The sequence below is a fragment of the Arthrobacter sorbitolis genome (assembly GCF_054510995.1).
The window spans coordinates 488,411-506,442 of sequence record NZ_JBTNDM010000001.1 but is presented as its reverse complement, the minus strand read 5'-3'; the positions used below and the strand labels follow the sequence as shown (position 1 = coordinate 506,442).

Sequence of the window (18,032 nt, the reverse complement as noted above, 5' to 3'; positions counted from 1 at the left end):
CGGGCCTTGTTGTGTTGTTCTTCGTGCGGTTGTCGTGAGGTGGACTGGGGATGGGGCCTTTGCCCGTTACCTGCTGTCGGCTGCTGTATCAGCGGTGACAACCTGCTCCTGGGAAGCAGCCCATGAAGCCAGCAGACGCAAGGCATCCGCGGTGGGGGAGTCCGCGGGTGCGGTGTAGACGTTCATGACCAGCCCGGCATCACCGGGCAGCTCCATGGACTGGTAATTCAGGTCGAGGTCACCGACGACAGGGTGATGCAGGCGCTTGATTCCGCTGCGATGGAACACCACATCGCGGGACGCCCACCGGGCACTGAACAGTTCGCTCTGCGTGCTGAGCTCGCCGACAAGTTTGATCAGCTCAGGGTCGTGCGGGTTGCGGCCCGCTTCGAGGCGGAGCATCGCTGCGGCGTCGTTGGCGACCTTGTCGTAGTCACGCCAGAACTCGTGAGCTGCGGGGTTGAGGTAGGTAAAGCGCGCCGTGTTGACCGGCCTGCGGTGGTCCTCGAAGACCGGCGCATACAAGGCCCGGCCGAGCTTGTTCGCCGCGAGAATATCGTGGCGTGCGTTGCGGACCCATGCCGGGGCGTCACCCATCGCATCAAGGACCTGCTGGATTTCCGGTCGCACCGTGACCGCGGGCTTGGTGCGGGTCTTTCGTGCCGGGCCGGCGGCGCGGGCGAGGTCGAACAGGTGCTGCCGTTCGGCCTCGTCGAGGTGCAGGGTTCGGGCGAGGGCATCCAGGACGCCCTCGGAAGCACCGGCGAGGTTTCCGCGCTCGAGCCGCACGTAGTAGTCAACCGACATTCCGGAGAGCATCGCCACTTCCTCGCGGCGCAGACCGGCAACACGGCGGGTCCCACCGTAAGTGGGCAGGCCAGCCTGTTCGGGAGTAACTCGTGCCCGACGGGAGCTGAGGAACTCACGGATCTCTGCACGCATATCAGTCATGCATCAACGGTAGATCCGCCCAGCGCGGTGTGGGAGGCACTGTTGATACCCGGAAGATCAGGCACTGCCAGCGCCACCATGAAAGGGCTTGACTGGATACCAGACACCAACAGCAGCCCTGCTGTTCGCGCCCGCGCAGCTCACGGGCAATCTACCCAAGGAGATTCTCGTGGAGAACCCAGCACTGACCGTCCTGGTCGTCGGATCGACCGGCAGCATCGGCAGCCTTGTCGTCGAAGAGGCCATCCGCCAGGGCCACCGCGTCCGGGCCCTTGTCCGCAGTGCGGGCCGGGCCAAAAGCCTCCCTTCGGGAGCGGAGACCATGGTCGGCGATCTGACCGACGCCTCCACGCTCAAGGGCGCTGTCGAAGGGATCGACGCCGTGGTCTTCACTCATGGGGCGCATGGTGGCGGCAAGGCTGCCGAGGATGTCGACTACGGGGCTGTGCGGAACGTCCTTACCGCCTTGGACGGACGGCCGGTCCGGGTGGCCCTGATGACGTCGATCGGCGTGACCTTCCGTGCCGGTTCCTACAACCAGTCGACGCAGATCCATGACTGGAAGCGCCGCGGTGAGCGTCTGCTGCGCGCAAGCGGAAACCGCTACACCATTGTGCGACCCGGCTGGTTCGACTACAACGATGCCAATGAACTGAACCTCGTTTTCCTGCAGGGCGACACGCGGCACGCGGGCAACTCCTCCGACGGGGTCATCTCCCGTCGCCAGATCGCCGAAGTACTGGTGCGCAGCCTCACCGCCGATTCCGCCGCCGGCAAGACCCTCGAGCTCGTCGCGACCAAGGGCCCGGCCAGCACGAACTTCGACGAACTCTTCGGAGCACTCGCGTCCGACGTCCCCGGCTCGCTCGACGCCGTGAAGGACCCCGCGAACATGCCCCTCAACCAGGAGCCTCAGGCTGTCCGGGACGACGTAACGGCTCTTACTGCTCGATAAGTCCCGCAGGGCCGCTGCCCTGCGTCAGGGTGTGAGCGCTTCATTCACCCCACCACCGCAACGACGAGACACCCACGAAAAGGAACACGTCCTATGAAGACACGCATGCTTGGCGATGGCCTCGAAACGTCGGCCATCGGGCTCGGCTGCATGGGTCTGAGCTTCGGCCTCGGCCCCGCAACAGACCGGACAGAAGCACTTGCCGTTATCCGGGCAGCCGTCGACCGGGGCGTCACACTGTTCGACACGGCCGAGGGATACGGCCCCTACATCAACGAGGATCTCGTCGGTGAAGCCCTGCAGCCCGTTCGCGATGATGTCCTGGTGGCCACCAAGTTCGGCTTCGACATCAATGACAGTGGTGAGACGGTTGGCCTGAACAGCCGCCCCGATCACATCCGCGATGTCATTGACGCGTCGCTGCGCCGGCTGCGAACCGACCACATCGACGTCCTCTACCAGCACAGGGTCGACCCTAACGTCCCGATGGAAGACGTTGCGGGAGCGGTCAAGGACCTCATCCTTGAGGGGAAGGTCCGCCACTTCGGGTTGTCGGAGGCAAGTGAGACGAGTATCCGGCGTGCCCACGCCGTGCAGCCCGTTGCCGTCATCCAGGACCATTACTCGCTGTGGATGCGGGAGCCGGAAACGAAGAAGTTCGGTGTCTGTGAGGAACTCGGAATCGGCCTGGTCGCCTGGGGTCCGCTCGGGCAGGGATTCCTCACCGGTGGCATCACCCGCGGCATGCGCTTCGATGACCCGAACGACCTTCGCGCCGATTTTCCGCGCTTCACCCCGGAAGCGCTCGAGGCGAACTTCGCCCTCGTGGACTTCCTCAAGGACTTCAGCGCCGAAAAGGACGCCTCACCCGCACGAATTGCACTGGCATGGCTTCTGGCCCAGAAGCCATGGGTCGTCCCCATTCCCGGTGGCACGCGCATCGAACACCTCGATGACAACCTCCCTGCGGCGGAGCTCGAACTCAGCCCCGAGGACCTCCGGCGGATCGATGAAGCACTCACCGCACTTGACCTCGTCGGCGCCCCGCTCTCCCCCGGCCTCGACGCCGCTATCGACCGTGACAACTGACGATCCGCAGCGGACTGACAAGGCAACAGTATGAGCACCGTGATTCTGAGCAAACGCGACCGGCACGCAAACCGGTATCGGCATCTGCCGTTGATGGGGTGCGCCGCTGTGGCCGCGTCACTCGTCCTCAGTGCGTGTGCGGCAGGAGAGCAGGACGTGGCGGCCACTAATTCGTCCTCTGCTCCCACCGAGATGAGCAGCGAGACGCCCGTCTCGCCGCAGGGGCGGGATGGTGCTGATACCCAAGCGGCTGCCGGCGAGATCTATCTCAACAGCGTTGGCATGGAGTTCATCCCGGTACCAGCTGGTACCTTCCTGATGGGTTCCGACGATAGCGACCCCGAGGCTACCGACGCGGAGAAGCCACAGCACGAGGTCACGATCAGTGAAGCGTTCGATGTCGGACGGTTTGAAGTGACTCAGCAGCAGTGGGAAGCGGTGATGGGTTCAAACCCCTACACGCTAGACCGCTCGAACCCCTTCTATAACCTGCCCGGCATGGCCGAACGCATCACCAGGCCCGACCACCCGGCCACGGTGTCCTGGAACGACGCACAGGACTTCCTCGAACGCCTCAACGCTCTCGAGGGCGGCAACCGCTACCGGCTCCCGACAGAAGCCGAATGGGAATACGCGGCCCGCGCCGGAACCAACACCCCCTACTCGTTCGGTAGCAACGAAGCCGACCTCGACACGTACGCCTGGTACGGGGAAGGCTTCGACGACGGCGGCACGCACCCCGTCGGCCAGAAGGACCCCAACCCCTGGGGACTGTTCGACGTGCATGGCAATGCCTGGGAATGGACCGGTGACGTCTACGACGCCGGCTACTACGAAACCAGTCCGGCCGTCGATCCGACAGGACCCGCCGAAGGCTCCGAGCACGTCGTACGAGGCGGAAGCTGGCACACCACCGCCACGAGCTGGCGGACCGCGTTCCGTCGCGACTACGACGCCGACTACCGCGGTATCAGCATCGGCTTCCGGGTCATCAGGACAACCGAGTAACCCGCCAACCGGCACCGGCTTTACCCCTGAACACACGACTGCACCCACCACAAGAAGGACAGATCATGCGAGCAACACTGATGTACGGGGCAGGCGACGTCCGCGTCGAGACCGTCCCCAACCCCACCCTGCAGGAACCCACTGACGCCATCGTACGGATCGTCGCAGGCTGCATCTGCGGCAGCGACCTGTGGCCCTACGCCTCCAAGGAAGCAACCGATGAAGGCGCCCGCATGGGACACGAGTTCGTCGGCATCATCGAAGAGCTCGGCTCCGACGTCGCCGGCATGTCCAAGGGCGACTTCGTCATCGCGCCGTTCGTCATCTCCGACGGAACCTGCGACTTCTGTCAGGAGAACCTCCACACCTCCTGCCGTCACGGCCAGCACTGGGGCGGCGACGGTGACGCCGGCCAGGGCGAGTTCGCCCGTGTACCCCTGGCAACCGGGACCCTCGTTCCCGTTCCCGCCGGGTTCGACGAGGACCTCATCCCCTCCCTGCTGAGCCTTTCCGACGTGATGTCGACCGGGCACCACGCCGCGAAGATGGCGCGCATCGAGCCCGGGCAGACAGTGACGGTCATCGGTGACGGGGCAGTCGGACTTTCCGCGGTGATCGCTGCGAAGCTCATGGGCGCCTCGCGCATCATCCTCATGGGACGGCACGAATCCCGCACCGACCTGGGCCGCGACTTCGGTGCCACCGACGTCGTCGCCGAACGCGACGAAGAGGGCATCGCGAAGGTGAAGGAACTCACCGGGGGAGACGGCACCCACGTCGTCCTGGAAGCAGTTGGACTCGAGTCAGCCTTGAAGATGGCGATCGGTGTTGTCCGTGCCGGGGGCATTATCAGCCGTGTCGGGGCACCGCAGTTCTCCGAGGTGCCCCTCGGGTTCCCTGAGTTCATGAACAACATCACGCTCACCGGCGGCGTCGCGCCAGCCCGCGCGTACATCGATGAGCTGCTGCCGCTGGTCCTGAACGGCACCATCGAGCCCGGCCGGGTCTTTGACCGCACCATCGGCATGGACGACGTCCCCGCCGGCTACCAGGCCATGGCCGACCGTGAAGCACTGAAGGTCCTCATCCGCCCGTAACCCGCAGGCGATCAACGGTCGATCACCACACGCAGCCCGGAGTCACACCTCGAGAAGGTGAGGCTCCGGGTTGCTGCCTATCGAGCCAGGCTCGCTCGCCTGCGGCTCGCCAGCCTGACTGGCCGGGCATCCCGCTAGAGTCTGGGCATGAACATCACAGGGCTCTTCCGACGGCGGCGACATTCTGGCCCAGATCTTGAGGCGTTCTACCGCTCTGAACGCCAACGCGCCCCGTACACAGGCCCAGCCCACGGTGACAATCGAGACGACTACGTGTCGGATGACGCTTTCGACGGTCTACTCACCGTGGACGCTGATGGCCGACCCCTTGTGCACCTGGTCGCTGCGGACCACGGCCTCGAGTTCGCGTTACCCGACGGGCAGCTCATTTACTACGAGTCACCAGCTCTACGCCGCTTCGGAATCCTCACCTGTTCCACAACTGCCATGGCCTACTACCAGAACCCGAAAAACCACACTGCCCTCAGAAACGGCCAACGCCTTACGGCGGTCAAGGAACCGGACAACCCCTACGACCCGAATGCTGTCGTCCTCAAAACCGTCAACCCAAACCGCAGCATCGGCTACGTAAATCAGGCAAGGGCTGCATGGGTTTCCGAAGCCTTGAACTCCAGCGATGAGCTACATGCTGTCGTGCTTCAAAACCACAACTACGGACCCCGAGTGCTGCTGACCACACCCGCCATGTTCAATCACCTGTGCCGACACCAGCCACAGTGATGGATATACAGATTCGAGGCTTCCCATACGTGCTCGACGTTAGTGACGCTTTCCGGTCTACGGTCAGCCGCTATTCATGACCTCTGTGATTCTTTGGGCGGAAAGGATCACGAGGTCTCCATGGTCCTTTCCTGGGGATTCGTTGACCCGGGCCAAAGGCATGGCGAGGCAGACAGCTGCGACCATGTCTTCGCCCTTCCATACCGGGACGTTGACCGATCCGAGGCCCGGCGTTCTTACTCCGATCGATTCAACCCAACCCAGCCTGTTCAACTCGTCCATGGCGGTTTCCTCAGCTACGAGTAGGCGGCCACTTCCCCCATGAGGAAGGAGCAACCGCCCCCCGGAAGGGAACGTTGCTCGAAGCTCGTGTCGGCTGTCGGCGCTGACAAGACAGATGCGTTCGTCTCCGCGTCGGACCCACAGCTGGGCCGTTTCGCCGGTGCGGTCCCGCAGGTCGCGCAGCACGGAAATGCTCGCGTTTTCGAGGGCGGAACGCACGAACCGGTCTCCCAGTCTGAACGTTCCGGTCAGGGTTCGTCGAAGGAACCCGTACTCGGTGAGTTGAAGCGCTAGGCGGTGCGACGTCGATAGGGACAGGCCTGTTTGCCTCGACAGTTCACTAGCTGAAAGGGCGGAGCGGCCGACGGCGTCGAGGATAGCGGCCGCGCGCTCAAGAGTTCGGTTGCTTCCGCTGGCGTCACTGGTCGACATATAGCCACCCTACGACTTGGGATCAGCGCTTTAGCGCGACCGACTCTGCCATGAACTCGACCACGATCTTTTGGGAGATGGCGACGTCGAGGACGAAGACACCGGTGTCGTTGGTGGCAAGCCACTCTGTCAGCACCTCGAGGTCGGCCAGCGAGCGTGCCTTGAAACCTTGGGCGCCGAAGGTGCGACCAACGGCAGAGAAGTCGACCTCGTCGATGAGCATGGCCTGGTCGTGGAGTCCCTTCGAGGCGTACTGGTGAAGTTCCGCACCGTAGGCGGCGTCGTTGAGGACCACCATGACGCCTTGACGGGTTGCCCGTAGAAATGTTTCCAGATCCGCCAGTCCCATCAGCCCTCCGCCGTCCCCGCTGACCAAGACGGTTGTGCGTTCCGGTCGGGCGATCGACACTCCCGCAGCCGATCCCAGCCCGAGCCCGATGGACTGAAACGCCGTTCCGACGAGGATCATCCCTTGCGGGTCCGGGACGGAGAGGTACATGGGTGCCCAACCGATGAAGTGTCCGCCGTCCATCACCACCGATCGCTCAACCGGCAGTATCGCGTTCAGAGCGGCGATGACGGCTCGCGGGTTGAGGCGCCCGTCGGGGCCGTATTCGAGGGGATCTTCGCTCGGGTCAGAGGATCGGAAGACGGTTTCGGCAATGTGCGGGACCTGATCCCGCCAGGTGGCCGTAGGTGCAGGTACGTGCAGGGCGAGCTGCTCGAGGAAGGGACCCAGGTCAGCGCGGATGTACTCGGTGATGCCGGGTTCCACTGGGTCGGGTTCGTTGTCGATGCGGATGATGCGCGTAGATGCGGGGAACAAGGTTCCGTAGCGGGTCTGGAAGGTGTTCAGGCTCGCGCCGACGACAAGGACGACATCGGCCCGGCGGGCGACTTCGAGGCGGTGGAGGCGGGTGAAGCCACCGGCGATGCCGAGATCCCAGGGACTGTCGAAGGCGTTGGCTGCCATGACGGATGTCATGAACAGTGCACCGAGCTGGTCTCCAATCGCACGGAGCGAAGCAGAAGCCTTCGCCAGCACAATTCCGCGTCCGGCAAGGATGAGGGGTCGTTCCGCAGCGGCGAGGAGGCCCGCGAGCTGATTCACCGTGTGACTTTCTGCTGTCCATGCGGCCTTGGGCGGTAGGGGTTCGAGCGTTTCGGCAGTGGTAAGAGGAGCTGTGGCGAGGTCGTAGGGAATCGCGAGCACAACGGGCTGGAAGGTTTGCAAGGCGAGGTCGAACGCGCGGTGGGTGATCGCGCTGGCGTTGTGGGGGCCGGCGACAAGGGTTGTGACCCCGACTACTGTGGCTGCCGCTTGTTGGTCGATGTCGAAGTAGCGACCGGCTGACGGTCCGTCGCCGACGATCAGGACGAGGGGTACGCGGGCGAGACGCGCTTCGGCCAGAGTCGTGTACGCGTTGGTGAATCCCGCACCGTAGGTCGTCGTCGCGGCTGCGATAGTCCCCGTTGCGCGGTGATACGCGTCGGCCATGGCTACGGTAGCTGACTCGTGGCGGGCGGAGGTGAAAGGGAAGCCGCGGCGAGTGAGGCGACTGATGAAGTGCGCATTGCCGTTACCCATCAACCCGAAGAGGTGGCCTGCACGCTCGGCGACCACATCGGCGATACTGGCGGACACATGGCCCTCGTCCGGCAAGAGAGGGTTCTTGACTACGGATGATGAATTGCGACTCATGCTTGTCATCGTGTTCTCTGCTCTTCAGGCCCGGGGTAAGTTGGATCGATGCTGTCGATGCAGGCAGCTTTGAGGCCGCGGTGTTGTGCCTCGGGGAGAACTGGCTACCTGCTGAGGAAGGGCACGATCAGCGAGGTGACGAAGAGGACCAGGGCGCCTCCGAGTCGGTTTGTGAGGGCCGCGAAGGGCATCAGGTGCATGCGGTTGGCGGCGCTGAGCACGGACACGTCACCGCTGCCGCCGGTATCGGCCATGACCAGCCCGGGTGTGATGGACGCTTCGACGAAGTTGAACTTGACCATCCATCCCAGAGCCCCTGAAGTCAGCGTCGAGATGATCACGGTGCTGATGGTGAGCAGGATGAACAGGGGGTTGCCCAGTGACGTGAGGACGTCGCCGATCTCGATGTAGGTCAAGCTCACGCCCACCAGAAGAGCGGGAACCAGGACTGCGCCGATGAAATCACCCCAGTCAGCGGTGGAGTCTTCTACGTCCTTGGGCAGGAGTCCAAAGATCTTCACAGCTGCGGCGGCGATGATTGTCCAGGCGTAGGGGTGCAGGGCGGGGAGGTAGACGGCGACCAAGTTGCCGAAGATGAACAGGGATCCCGCGATGAGCAGTCCTTTGCCGAGGGCGATGTAGGAGGACGAGTCGCGTTTCGGCGGCAGTGCCAGCTCATCTGCTCGCCCCTTGATACGCAGGAGTTCACCGTGGCCGTTGAAGCCGACGAAAAGTTGATTCTTACGCTTGCCGAGACCGTTGTAGAGGCCAGCGATGAGGATGCATACGACGTTGGCGATGATCACGGCGGACAGGAGATCGCCCATAAACGCATCCGAGCTGCCACCTGTTTTCGAGGCATACATTTCCGACATTGGTAGGGCGCCTACGCCGAGGCCGCCGGCCATGATGGGAGCTGCGATGAGAAGGATGGCTTCGATGAAACCGAAACCTGTGAGGAAGCCGAGGAGTCCCACCAGCAGGAAGGTGGAGATGAGGCACCCGACGAGCGGAACGGCGAAGCGGGGGCCTGCTTTAAGCAAAAGGGTTCGTGGCATGCCGAGAATGGAACCGGCGATGATGCCGACGACAAAGAAGTCCAAGAATCCGTAACCTTCAACGAAGCTCTGGACGACCGTGATGATGTTGGTGGGCATGAGGCCCAAGAAAGCCAGCGTCGCTGGGGCGAAAGTGCACAGGACAGTGGGGAGGCCGAAGTCCCTGATAACCGGGACGAGGTTCCCAAGCCAAATGAAAAGTCCGCCGAGCAGAAGTGTTGTGGCGAAGCCGGACACCATACTGTCCGGGAGGTTACCCGTGAGGGCTGCAATGAGCACGAGGGCGGCGAGGACGAGGTAGAGGGGCGCCGGCAGGCTGGAGATGCGCCACCCGAGCTTGCCGGGGTAGTGGACGCCGGGCCTGCTGCCGACGGTGCGTTCCACCGGGCGGTCGATGCCTGTGCCAGAAGCAGTGGCTTGGTCCGGCAGCGGTGTTGGGACTGTGTGCTGTGAGTATTCCGTCTTGCGTGGGGTGGTGGACATCGTTGTCTCCGCAATAGTGGGTGGGATCGGCTGGTACGGCGCATAGATGTGAAATGGGGGGGAGAACCCCTTGAGATGGGATGTCCCGTTGTGGTGCGGGGTCTTCGTCTGTGGTCCGGAGGGGCTATGCCACCAGGATGTGTTCCGCTCGTTTCGTGGCGGTAACAACACCAGTGGGAATGTCTCCACGCAGGACTGCGTCGAAGTTCTGCCAGACGGTGGCGATCCTTCGCTCGACGTTTTCCCAGCCGACACCGGCCATGTGGGGGGTGCAGATCACCTGTTCGAGGTGAAGGAGTGGGCTGGTGGGGTCAAGCGGCTCCCGCTCGTAGACATCCAGCCCGGCTCCTGCGATTCGTTTCTCGCGTAGGGCGTCGATGAGTGCGCTCTCGTCCACGACTTCGCCGCGGCCGACATTGATGAGGATGCCGGTTTGCTTCATCAGCGCTAGTTCATCCCGTCCGATGAGCTTGTCGGAGTCCGCGGTCAAGGGCACATTCACGCAGACGATGTCGGAGATCCTCATGAGCTCTTCCAGGCTGACGCGACGGGCGGGGATGAGTTCGGACACGGTCAGCGGAATTTCGGCATTGTCGTAGAAAACCACATTGGCGCCGAAGCCATGGTGCACGACCTTGCCTACCCATCGCCCGATGTTCCCGAGACCCACGATCCCGACGGTCTTGTTGTACATCTCCGCATACGACATCTCGTCCAGGTCCTGGCGCCACGCACCGTCGCGCATCAGCTGCATCGATGCTGGGATCCTTCGCATCACCGACAACATCAACGTGACCGCGTGCTCTGCGACGGAGATGGAGTGTGTTTTCATCTGCGCGACCGGGACACCGAGGTCATTGAGGACGCTGATGGGAAGTTGCCCGTATCCCGAACTCATGTACTGGATGAAGCTCACGTTCTTGGCGGCGCGAAAGACCTCCTCAGGAACATCGACGCCGGAGATGAGGAAGTCGGCATCTGCGGCTTCACGGCAGAGGCCCGCTGTGTCCGCTTCGGGCGGCATCACGGTGACACTGAATTCCTCGGGGGTCGAGTCGACGAGGCGATCGACGTAGTCCTTCAACGGGTTGATGAACAGAACCTTGTAAGTCATGGCGCGTATCTTTCGTTGATGGGAATCCGGTGGAGTAGAGAATGGATTCGGCGCTGCAGATTATGTGCAGTTGTGGCGCTCTGGCGGTGCTGCAAGGTAGGGCTTCAGCTTTCCGGAAGGGCCGCAAGGATCGTGTCGACCACTTCCTGGGTTCCAGCTGTTCCGCCTAGGTCGCGGGCCCGAGGGCCTGTTGCTAGCGCGGCTTCCACGGCAGTGTTGATCTTTTGGGCGGTGATGGAACACAGCTCATCGCCGCGGCGCTCACCGAGCCAGTCCAGCATCATCGCCGCGGACAAGATCATGGCTGTCGGGTTGGCGATGCCCTTCCCTGCGATATCAGGGGCGCTGCCGTGGGACGGCTGGAAGACTCCGTGAGTGAGGCTGACGTCTGCCGATGGTGCAACGCCAAGACCGCCGACGAGGCCGGCTGCGATCTCCGAGACAATGTCTCCGAAGATGTTTTCCGACACGATTACGTCGTACCGCTCGGGGTCGGTGACCATGTACATCGACCCGGCATCGATGTAGAACTTCGCACTCCCGACGTCTTCATTCCTCGCAGCGACCTCGTCGAACACTCTTTCCAGGAGGACGTTGCTGCGCAGTGCGTTGGACTTGTGCAGCAATGTCACATGCCCCGGCGTGCCCCGCCTGCGACGAGCACGTGCCTGCGAAAAGGCGACATCAAAGAGCTTCTCGCTTGTGGCCCGCGTGATCGTCATACGGTCAGTCGCGCTCTCATCACTGGGTTCGTGCTTATCGGCCAGTCCTGCAAACATCCCTTCGGACGTCTCGCGGATAATGAGCATGTCGATGTTCTTCGCCTTCACGGGACTCTCGACACCCGGGAACAACCGAACTGGTCGAAGGCTCGAAAAGAGTCCATAGTGGGCCCGCATCTCGACCTGAGCGCCGAGCTCGAGGCCCTCCGGCGTGCGTACATCAGGCAAACCCATGGCACCGAACAGGACAGCGTCCGCCTTGCCAATCTCGTCCATGTCGGCTGCAGTGATCCTTCTGCCGGTACGGCGGTACAAAGCTGCACTGAAGTCATGGAAGGTGTAGGTGAGCTTCAACCCATACCGTCTCTCGCACTCGCCCAAGACTGTCAGAGCAGAGTCAATAACTTCTGGACCGATTCCATCGCCGGGTATCACGGCGATTTCGTAGTGATTCAAAGTTCCCTGCCTTGCTTCCAGCGAGAGCTTCCGTAGGTAATCCGTACGGAAGTCGTCTCGTCATTGACGGCATCATCGGCGCAATGCTTCGTATTTCTCACTGCGTGGGAAGTACTGCTTGCTAAGTGGGAAGACAGTAGCAGTTTATGACCTAGCTCACAAGGAAAGGTGTAGGCATCCCGCCCGGCGCTGCCTTCTCTCAAGGCCAAGTCCTACGCAGCTTGAGAGTGAAGGGGCGACTTGGGGGTGAAGGGGCGACGCGTGACTACCTAGCTGAAGGTAACCAGACCCGGCTTCCGCTTACTTAGTACTCAAAGCAGTGGAAAATCGATGCGATGGATGCCACTGCAGCCCTAAGCCCTCGGGGTCGTACGGCGGCTAACACAAACTCGCAGAATCACCATGGTGGACGATCGCCCTGGCCAAGCGACTTGATATTGATACAACCGATGCTCTTGCCTCACCATTCTGAGCAACCAGTCCTACTATACTTCGATGACCATCTTATTTGACGTACGTCGAAATAAGAGTCACGCTGGATGAGGCACGGCGCACGGCCCTGTCGGACGAGAGGCAACACCATGCGCGCCTGGATGCTGGACGACTTCGGTCTCGAGAACCTAAACCTGCACGAAATCCCCACCCCGGATCCGGGAGAGGGAGAGCTGCTGATCAAGGTCTTCGCGGCATCACTGAACTACCGCGACAAGGCCCTGGTGGACGGCATCTACGCGCCGGAAAAGATGCCCAAGGGCCTGATCCCGGTGGCGGACTTCGCCGGCGTCGTCGCCGCTGTCGGAGCCGGGGTGACGAAACACTCCGTCGGCGACCGGGTCACCTCCCACTTCTACTCCACCTGGCAGGACGGGCCGTGGCTGCCCGAGTACGCGGACTTCCAGGTCGGCGGACCCCTTGACGGAGGACTCGCGGAGTACCAGGTCCTCAGCGAGAACGCCGTCGTCCCCACCCCTGCCGGGCTCACCGACGAGCAGGCCGCGACCCTTCCGATCGCCGCCCTGACCCCCTGGTTCGCAATGCGCGAGTACGGAAACATCGGTGCCGGTGACACGATCCTCGTGCAAGGAACCGGCGGCGTATCGATCTTCGCCATCCAGATCGCCTCCGCCCTCGGCGCACGCGTCATCGCCACCTCCAGCAGCGACGACAAGCTCATTCGCGCCCGGCAGCTCGGCGCCACCGACACCATCAACTACCGCACCACCCCGGACTGGGCGGCGGAAGCTCTGCGGCTCACGGAGGGTCTCGGCGTCGACCTCGTCATCGACGTCGTCGGCGGCGACGGACTCAAGGACTCCATCCGCGCCGCACGCGGCGGCGGAATGGTCGCCATCGTCGGGTTCCTCGACGGGCAGACCACCCAACTGGACCTCATGGACGTCATCTGGCACCAGACACACATCCAGGGCATCGCCGTCGGCCACCGCCGATCCTTCCAGGACCTCGTAACCTTCCTCGACGACCACCACATCAACCCGGTCATCGACACCGTCTACGACTTCGCCGACGCCCACGCAGCCTACGACCAACTCGCCCGCGGCGCCTTCGGCAAAATCGTCATTAAGGTCAACTAGAGGCTTCAAGGGCGGGCCGGCAGCCGCACGACCTTCTCGTTGGGCTGTCGGCGTCCGGGCAAGCTCTGGTGGACTAGCGCGATACGATCAATTGCTGAATGGAGGAACGGACATGGCACGGACAACCGAGGTAACGGACGAACCGGCCGTCGAGGACTTCAACTTCGCCAAGGTCCTCTCCGCCATCGCCGACCCCATCCGGCTCAGCATCCTGAGACAACTTGCAGAAGCCCCGGAAGCGATCAGCTGCGGAGCCATCGAGCTGCCCGTCAAGGCATCAACGGCCACCCACCACTTCACCGCGCTCCGCCAGGCCGGCGTCCTGCACCAGTACTACATCGGCACCTCAAGGATGAACGTCCTCCGCCTTCGCGACATGGAGAAGGCCTACCCCGGCTTCCTGCCCTCCGTCATCGCCGGCTCCGCCAGCATCAGCCACGATTGAACCGCGGTTTCCAATTCCGCTACTCATGTCGCAGCGAGGACATGGCTTTTCGCCGATAATTGACCTTTCGTCAACTTGCGGATAACGCGCCGTTGCCCAGGCTCGTGGTGAAACCTAGCTTTCGTGGGGCTATCGGGGCTTGTACACGCTGGAGCGATGCTCGATTCAGTGGACGTGCAGGGTGAACCTCTTGACGTTGAGGGTGAACAGCACCCGGTAGTCGCAGCGGCGCGCGATGCGCAATCCGAGACGTTCGTTCGTGAGGGGCTTGCTGAGCCTGCGGGGGTTGTCGGCCAAGGCTCCGGTAACGAATTCGATGATCGCGGCGGCCGCCTTCTCGGTGAGCTGACGGAATCCCTTCAGCGCAGGGCTGGTGACTTCACTTCGTAGTGAATGTCATCCCGGATCGCGCAGCCCCTCGCTGCCTCCTGAACCACAACCGGTCCTTGACGCGGCCTTTAACGTGCGCACCGCATGCAAGTAGGGGGGAGAGGGCCTGCCCAGCGCCTTCACGACTAGGGTGGACGACGTCGTAACAGGCCTGACCAGGGGAGTTCCGTGTCCCATTCCGCACTGCACCGAGCGCTGGGCTTTCACAACCACGAGCTGACGCTCGATGACATCCGGCTCACCATCGACCAGGGCATCCAGGAACGCGATGACCTCGACTGGAAGAAGCACCTGCCAGCCAAACAGCCCAACGCGGCACAGATCGCCGCAGGCAAGGATTTCGCGCCGGACCGCGAGTTCGCGAAGGACGTTGCTGCAATGGCGAACAGCGGTGGCGGGACCATCGTCTTCGGGATTGAGGAGGATCGTGCCACGTCGGCCGCCAAGGCGATCGCCGGCGTGGGGGAGTGGAGTGACAGTATTGAGCGCAAGCTCAGGAGCTGGGCGGCGTCGACCATCCAGCCGCCGGTATACGACCTCGACATCACGCGTATCGGTTCGGGCGAGGAGACGATCGTTATCGTCAACGTTTCCGGGAGCCCCCAGGCGCCGCATTTCGTGACCTGGGGAGCAGGGACCGACCGTGTTCCAAGGCGCACCGGTACGAAGACGGTCTTCATGGCGGAGCGCGAGATCGAGGCTGCCTACAGGGCTCGGTTCAGGGGAGAGGCCGACCGAGAGAATGTGATGCTGGCCCATGTCAGGAGGGCTGCGCTCCGGGTTCAGGGCGACGGGTTGACCGCTGGCCTGGCGCTGGTGGCAATGCCGGTGGGGGAGAGGCAGGCCCTTCGCGGGCCAATTGCCGCCTGTGAGTTCCAGGCGATCCTCGCTGCGATGAACACCGCCAACCGGTTCTTCGTCAGCTCCTTCGAGGCGATGGGCATCCTCGGACAAGAACCCCGACGCGGCCTACGTCGCTGGCTGGTGCAGTACCCCCGCACCGGAGGAGAGACCCTGCTGGAGGTCCACGACAACGGCACTCTGGTTCTCGCCCAAAAGTGCCGGCCGCAGCGCGACCCAGAGGACCTGATGATCGACGTGGACGCCGACGCTGTCCACTACCTCCCGGCGTACATGGCGCAGCTCGTCGAGGCTGCCGCCGAGATACTAGGCCTGCCCGGGGACTACGAGGTGCGGTTTCTGATGACGACCAGTGCCAGTGGAATGTGGATCCGACAGCCGCGGGGCGGTTTCGCAATGGACAGGGAGGAGCTGCTGCCCATCATCGATCCTGAGCCGATCGACGCTGTGTTCACTGCCACTCCGGACCGTGATGTCCAGCTGACCCAGCTCAACGGTTTGGTTATGGATGTCCTCAACAGCGGCGGCATCAGCCGGGTGTGGCGGCCCATCCTCAACATACCTCTTCAGGCGCTGGCGGCCGATGACGATGGCCACTCCTGACGCTTTGATAAATCGCCGATAATCTACATTATGTCAGGTAGTTGTTCGGAGACCCTCCCCGGAAGCGCTCGCGCCTGCCTGCGTAGCTCACCTGCACGGCCCGGTGCCGGGTATCGTCCGTCGGCCGCTGCGGGCCATGGCGACCACCGACCCGGCCGGCTGCGGGAAAGGACGGGAACGCCGTCGAGCAGGGACTTTCTGCCCTAGTCCTGCTGGTTCCTGAAGCGCACAGTGGACGTCCCCGAGACCTGCGACGGGTCGAGGGTGACGCCCGCGCAGGCTGCGGCGCGTTCCCATCCACGATTCTGCGATGACAAGGATGGCATGTCATGAGCTCGCCCCACAGCAGCGTTCCCCCCGTTCCCCGGGCAGCCCAGATGCGGACCGCTCCGCTCATTCTGGTCCTCCTGGGCGCCCTCCTCGTCACGATCGCGGGCGGTATCGGTGTCGGTGGCGCCTCCGTCGCCGCGCTGGCCGGTCTCCAGCGCGACGGGGATTTCCTCACCACGTCGACCGAGCGCTTCGACTACGATTCCTACGCGCTGACCAGTACCCAGGTGGAGGTGAGCGAGGTGGACGGCCTCGAGGACCTTCCCGCGGGGGTGGCCACGCTCCGGTTGCGCGCGACGGCCGTCGAGCCGGGACAGGCCGTCTTCATCGGCGTCGCCCGACAGGACGCCGTGGACGCCTACCTGTCCTCGGTGAACCACACGGAACTGGTGGATCTCCGGACCAGCCCGTTCCGCGCCCTGTACCGCGACGTCCCCGGATCCGGAGTGCCGGCTCCTCCGGCCGAGCAGGATTTCTGGACGACGTCGGCGTCGGGGACGGAGACGCAGGAGATCACGACCGATCTGCGCTCCGGCGACTGGGCGGTGGTGGTGATGAATGCCGACGGTAGCCGTGCCGGCGTCGTGGAACTGCAGGCCGGGTTCCGGTCGACGCTGTTCGCCCCGATCGGGGTGGCACTGCTCCTGACCGCGGCGCTGCTGCTCCTGGTCGGGATCCCACTGGTGCTTGCCGGGGCGAGCGGACTCGGCAGAGGGCTGGAACCCTCCCTGAGCGGAACCCGACACGGCCGCGCGATGTCCCCTGGTGAACGGCACCGCCTCGACTCCGGGGACGCCGCACGGGACGTCCTGCCGCACCCGACCAAGCTGACCGGACACCTCCAGCCACGGCTGTCCCGGTGGCTGTGGCTGGTCAAATGGTTCCTGGCCCTCCCCCATGCCGTGGTCCTGGTGCTGCTGTGGGTCGCGTGTTGGATCTGCACGCTTGCCGCAGGACTCGCCATCCTCTTCACCGGACGGTACCCGGCGACGCTCTTCCCCTTCACCGTGGGCGTCCTCCGGTGGACCTGGCGGGTCCAGTTCTACACCTCGGTCCTTGGGACGGATCAGTACCCTCCCTTCACGCTGGCTCCGGTCGACGCCTACCCCGCCGATGTGCGCGTACCGTACCCGGCACGGCTGCACCGCGGGCTGGTCCTCGTCAAGGGGTGGTTGCTGGCGCTGCCGCACCTCCTGATCATCGCGGTCCTGACGGGCGCGTGGTCCTGGACGGTCGCCGGCACCGATCCGGGCGACGTGATCCGGACCTCCGGCCCGTCGCTCCTCGGCATCCTTGCTCTCGTCGCAGGGTTCGCGTTGCTGTTCACCGCACGGTATCCCCGGCCACTCTTCGACTTCGTCCTGGGCATCTCCCGCTGGACGTACCGCGTGCTGGCCTACGTGCTCCTCCTGCGCGACGAGTACCCGCCGTTCCGGATGGACCAGGGACCGGACGAACCGGATCCGCAACCCCGGGATCCCGACACGCCCGGGCTCGTCGACGCCGGACTGCCCTCCCCGGTCGACCGGGATCGCTAGCGTCGCCGGGCCCGTTGCCGGAACCCGCGCAGGCGCCCCTGCGGGGGGGCTGCGCGGGACCCGGCTGCGACCGGCCCCGGGGGACAGCATCGACCGCCGGTCCCGGACCCCTCACGCGCTGGGCCCGTGGACAGGGATGCGCCGCGACGCAGGACTACTTATTGTAAGTAGGCTTATCTATGC

At 63.7% G+C, this 18,032-nt stretch carries 16 protein-coding genes and 1 pseudogene; 9 read left to right on the top strand and 8 right to left on the bottom strand.

Annotation, left to right across the window (positions count from 1 at the left end):
• Positions 1-66: 66 nt before the first annotated feature.
• The gene (locus tag ACX80K_RS02485; protein ID WP_459270282.1) at positions 67-951 is read right to left on the bottom strand and encodes a helix-turn-helix transcriptional regulator; all 885 of its coding nucleotides are present in this window, start codon (positions 949-951) and stop codon (positions 67-69) included.
• An 88-nt stretch (positions 952-1,039) separates the two neighbouring features.
• On the opposite strand from ACX80K_RS02485, the gene ACX80K_RS02480 reads away from it, so the two are divergent.
• From ACX80K_RS02480 to ACX80K_RS02460, 5 genes are all read left to right on the top strand, one after another.
• Positions 1,040-1,906: an SDR family oxidoreductase gene (locus ACX80K_RS02480; protein ID WP_459270281.1), complete on the top strand. Its 867-nt coding sequence runs from the start codon at positions 1,040-1,042 to the stop codon at positions 1,904-1,906.
• A gap of 93 nt (positions 1,907-1,999) precedes the next feature.
• Complete coding sequence (locus ACX80K_RS02475; protein ID WP_459270280.1) at positions 2,000-2,995, top strand: aldo/keto reductase; 996 nt, start codon at positions 2,000-2,002, stop codon at positions 2,993-2,995.
• A 30-nt stretch (positions 2,996-3,025) separates the two neighbouring features.
• Positions 3,026-4,003, top strand: a complete 978-nt coding sequence (locus tag ACX80K_RS02470; protein WP_459270279.1) for a formylglycine-generating enzyme family protein — start codon at positions 3,026-3,028, stop codon at positions 4,001-4,003.
• Between the two features lie 65 nt (positions 4,004-4,068).
• The gene (locus tag ACX80K_RS02465; protein WP_459270278.1) at positions 4,069-5,100 is read left to right on the top strand and encodes a zinc-dependent alcohol dehydrogenase family protein; all 1,032 of its coding nucleotides are present in this window, start codon (positions 4,069-4,071) and stop codon (positions 5,098-5,100) included.
• A 147-nt stretch (positions 5,101-5,247) separates the two neighbouring features.
• Positions 5,248-5,841 (top strand): HIRAN domain-containing protein, encoded by a 594-nt coding sequence (locus tag ACX80K_RS02460; protein ID WP_459270277.1) that lies wholly within the window; start codon positions 5,248-5,250, stop codon positions 5,839-5,841.
• Positions 5,842-5,904: 63 nt separating this feature from the next.
• Here the strand turns inward: ACX80K_RS02460 and ACX80K_RS02455 are convergent, their stop codons facing one another.
• From ACX80K_RS02455 to ACX80K_RS02430, 6 genes and pseudogenes are all read right to left on the bottom strand, one after another.
• On the bottom strand, positions 5,905-6,123 hold the full coding sequence (locus tag ACX80K_RS02455) for a hypothetical protein (RefSeq protein WP_459270690.1): 219 nt from the start codon (positions 6,121-6,123) through the stop codon (positions 5,905-5,907).
• Positions 6,124-6,390: 267 nt separating this feature from the next.
• Positions 6,391-6,555 (bottom strand): annotated as a pseudogene (locus ACX80K_RS02450) (helix-turn-helix domain-containing protein); the annotation flags it as partial.
• Positions 6,556-6,577: 22 nt separating this feature from the next.
• Positions 6,578-8,257 carry a thiamine pyrophosphate-binding protein gene (locus ACX80K_RS02445; RefSeq protein ID WP_459270276.1) on the bottom strand — a complete coding sequence of 560 codons (1,680 nt, stop codon included), beginning with the start codon at positions 8,255-8,257 and terminating at the stop codon, positions 6,578-6,580.
• 104 nt (positions 8,258-8,361) lie between these two features.
• A complete protein-coding gene (locus ACX80K_RS02440; protein WP_459270275.1) occupies positions 8,362-9,798 on the bottom strand; it encodes a 2-hydroxycarboxylate transporter family protein in 1,437 nt (478 codons plus the stop codon).
• Between the two features lie 124 nt (positions 9,799-9,922).
• Positions 9,923-10,912 (bottom strand): 2-hydroxyacid dehydrogenase, encoded by a 990-nt coding sequence (locus ACX80K_RS02435; protein WP_459270274.1) that lies wholly within the window; start codon positions 10,910-10,912, stop codon positions 9,923-9,925.
• A gap of 104 nt (positions 10,913-11,016) precedes the next feature.
• Positions 11,017-12,069 carry an isocitrate/isopropylmalate dehydrogenase family protein gene (locus tag ACX80K_RS02430; RefSeq protein ID WP_459270670.1) on the bottom strand — a complete coding sequence of 351 codons (1,053 nt, stop codon included), beginning with the start codon at positions 12,067-12,069 and terminating at the stop codon, positions 11,017-11,019.
• 602 nt (positions 12,070-12,671) lie between these two features.
• Between ACX80K_RS02430 and ACX80K_RS02425 the strand changes: the two genes are divergently transcribed.
• Together ACX80K_RS02425 and ACX80K_RS02420 are read left to right on the top strand one after the other, a co-directional pair.
• Positions 12,672-13,682 (top strand): zinc-dependent alcohol dehydrogenase family protein, encoded by a 1,011-nt coding sequence (locus ACX80K_RS02425; RefSeq protein ID WP_459270273.1) that lies wholly within the window; start codon positions 12,672-12,674, stop codon positions 13,680-13,682.
• Positions 13,683-13,794: 112 nt separating this feature from the next.
• Positions 13,795-14,127: an ArsR/SmtB family transcription factor gene (locus tag ACX80K_RS02420; protein ID WP_459270272.1), complete on the top strand. Its 333-nt coding sequence runs from the start codon at positions 13,795-13,797 to the stop codon at positions 14,125-14,127.
• A gap of 165 nt (positions 14,128-14,292) precedes the next feature.
• Here the strand turns inward: ACX80K_RS02420 and ACX80K_RS02415 are convergent, their stop codons facing one another.
• A complete protein-coding gene (locus tag ACX80K_RS02415) occupies positions 14,293-14,424 on the bottom strand; it encodes a type II toxin-antitoxin system RelE family toxin (RefSeq protein ID WP_459270271.1) in 132 nt (43 codons plus the stop codon).
• Positions 14,425-14,685: 261 nt separating this feature from the next.
• Between ACX80K_RS02415 and ACX80K_RS02410 the strand changes: the two genes are divergently transcribed.
• The gene (locus ACX80K_RS02410) at positions 14,686-15,981 is read left to right on the top strand and encodes an AlbA family DNA-binding domain-containing protein (RefSeq protein WP_459270270.1); all 1,296 of its coding nucleotides are present in this window, start codon (positions 14,686-14,688) and stop codon (positions 15,979-15,981) included.
• A gap of 329 nt (positions 15,982-16,310) precedes the next feature.
• Positions 16,311-17,849 carry a DUF4389 domain-containing protein gene (locus tag ACX80K_RS02405; RefSeq protein WP_459270269.1) on the top strand — a complete coding sequence of 513 codons (1,539 nt, stop codon included), beginning with the start codon at positions 16,311-16,313 and terminating at the stop codon, positions 17,847-17,849.
• The last annotated feature ends 183 nt before the right edge of the window (positions 17,850-18,032 follow it).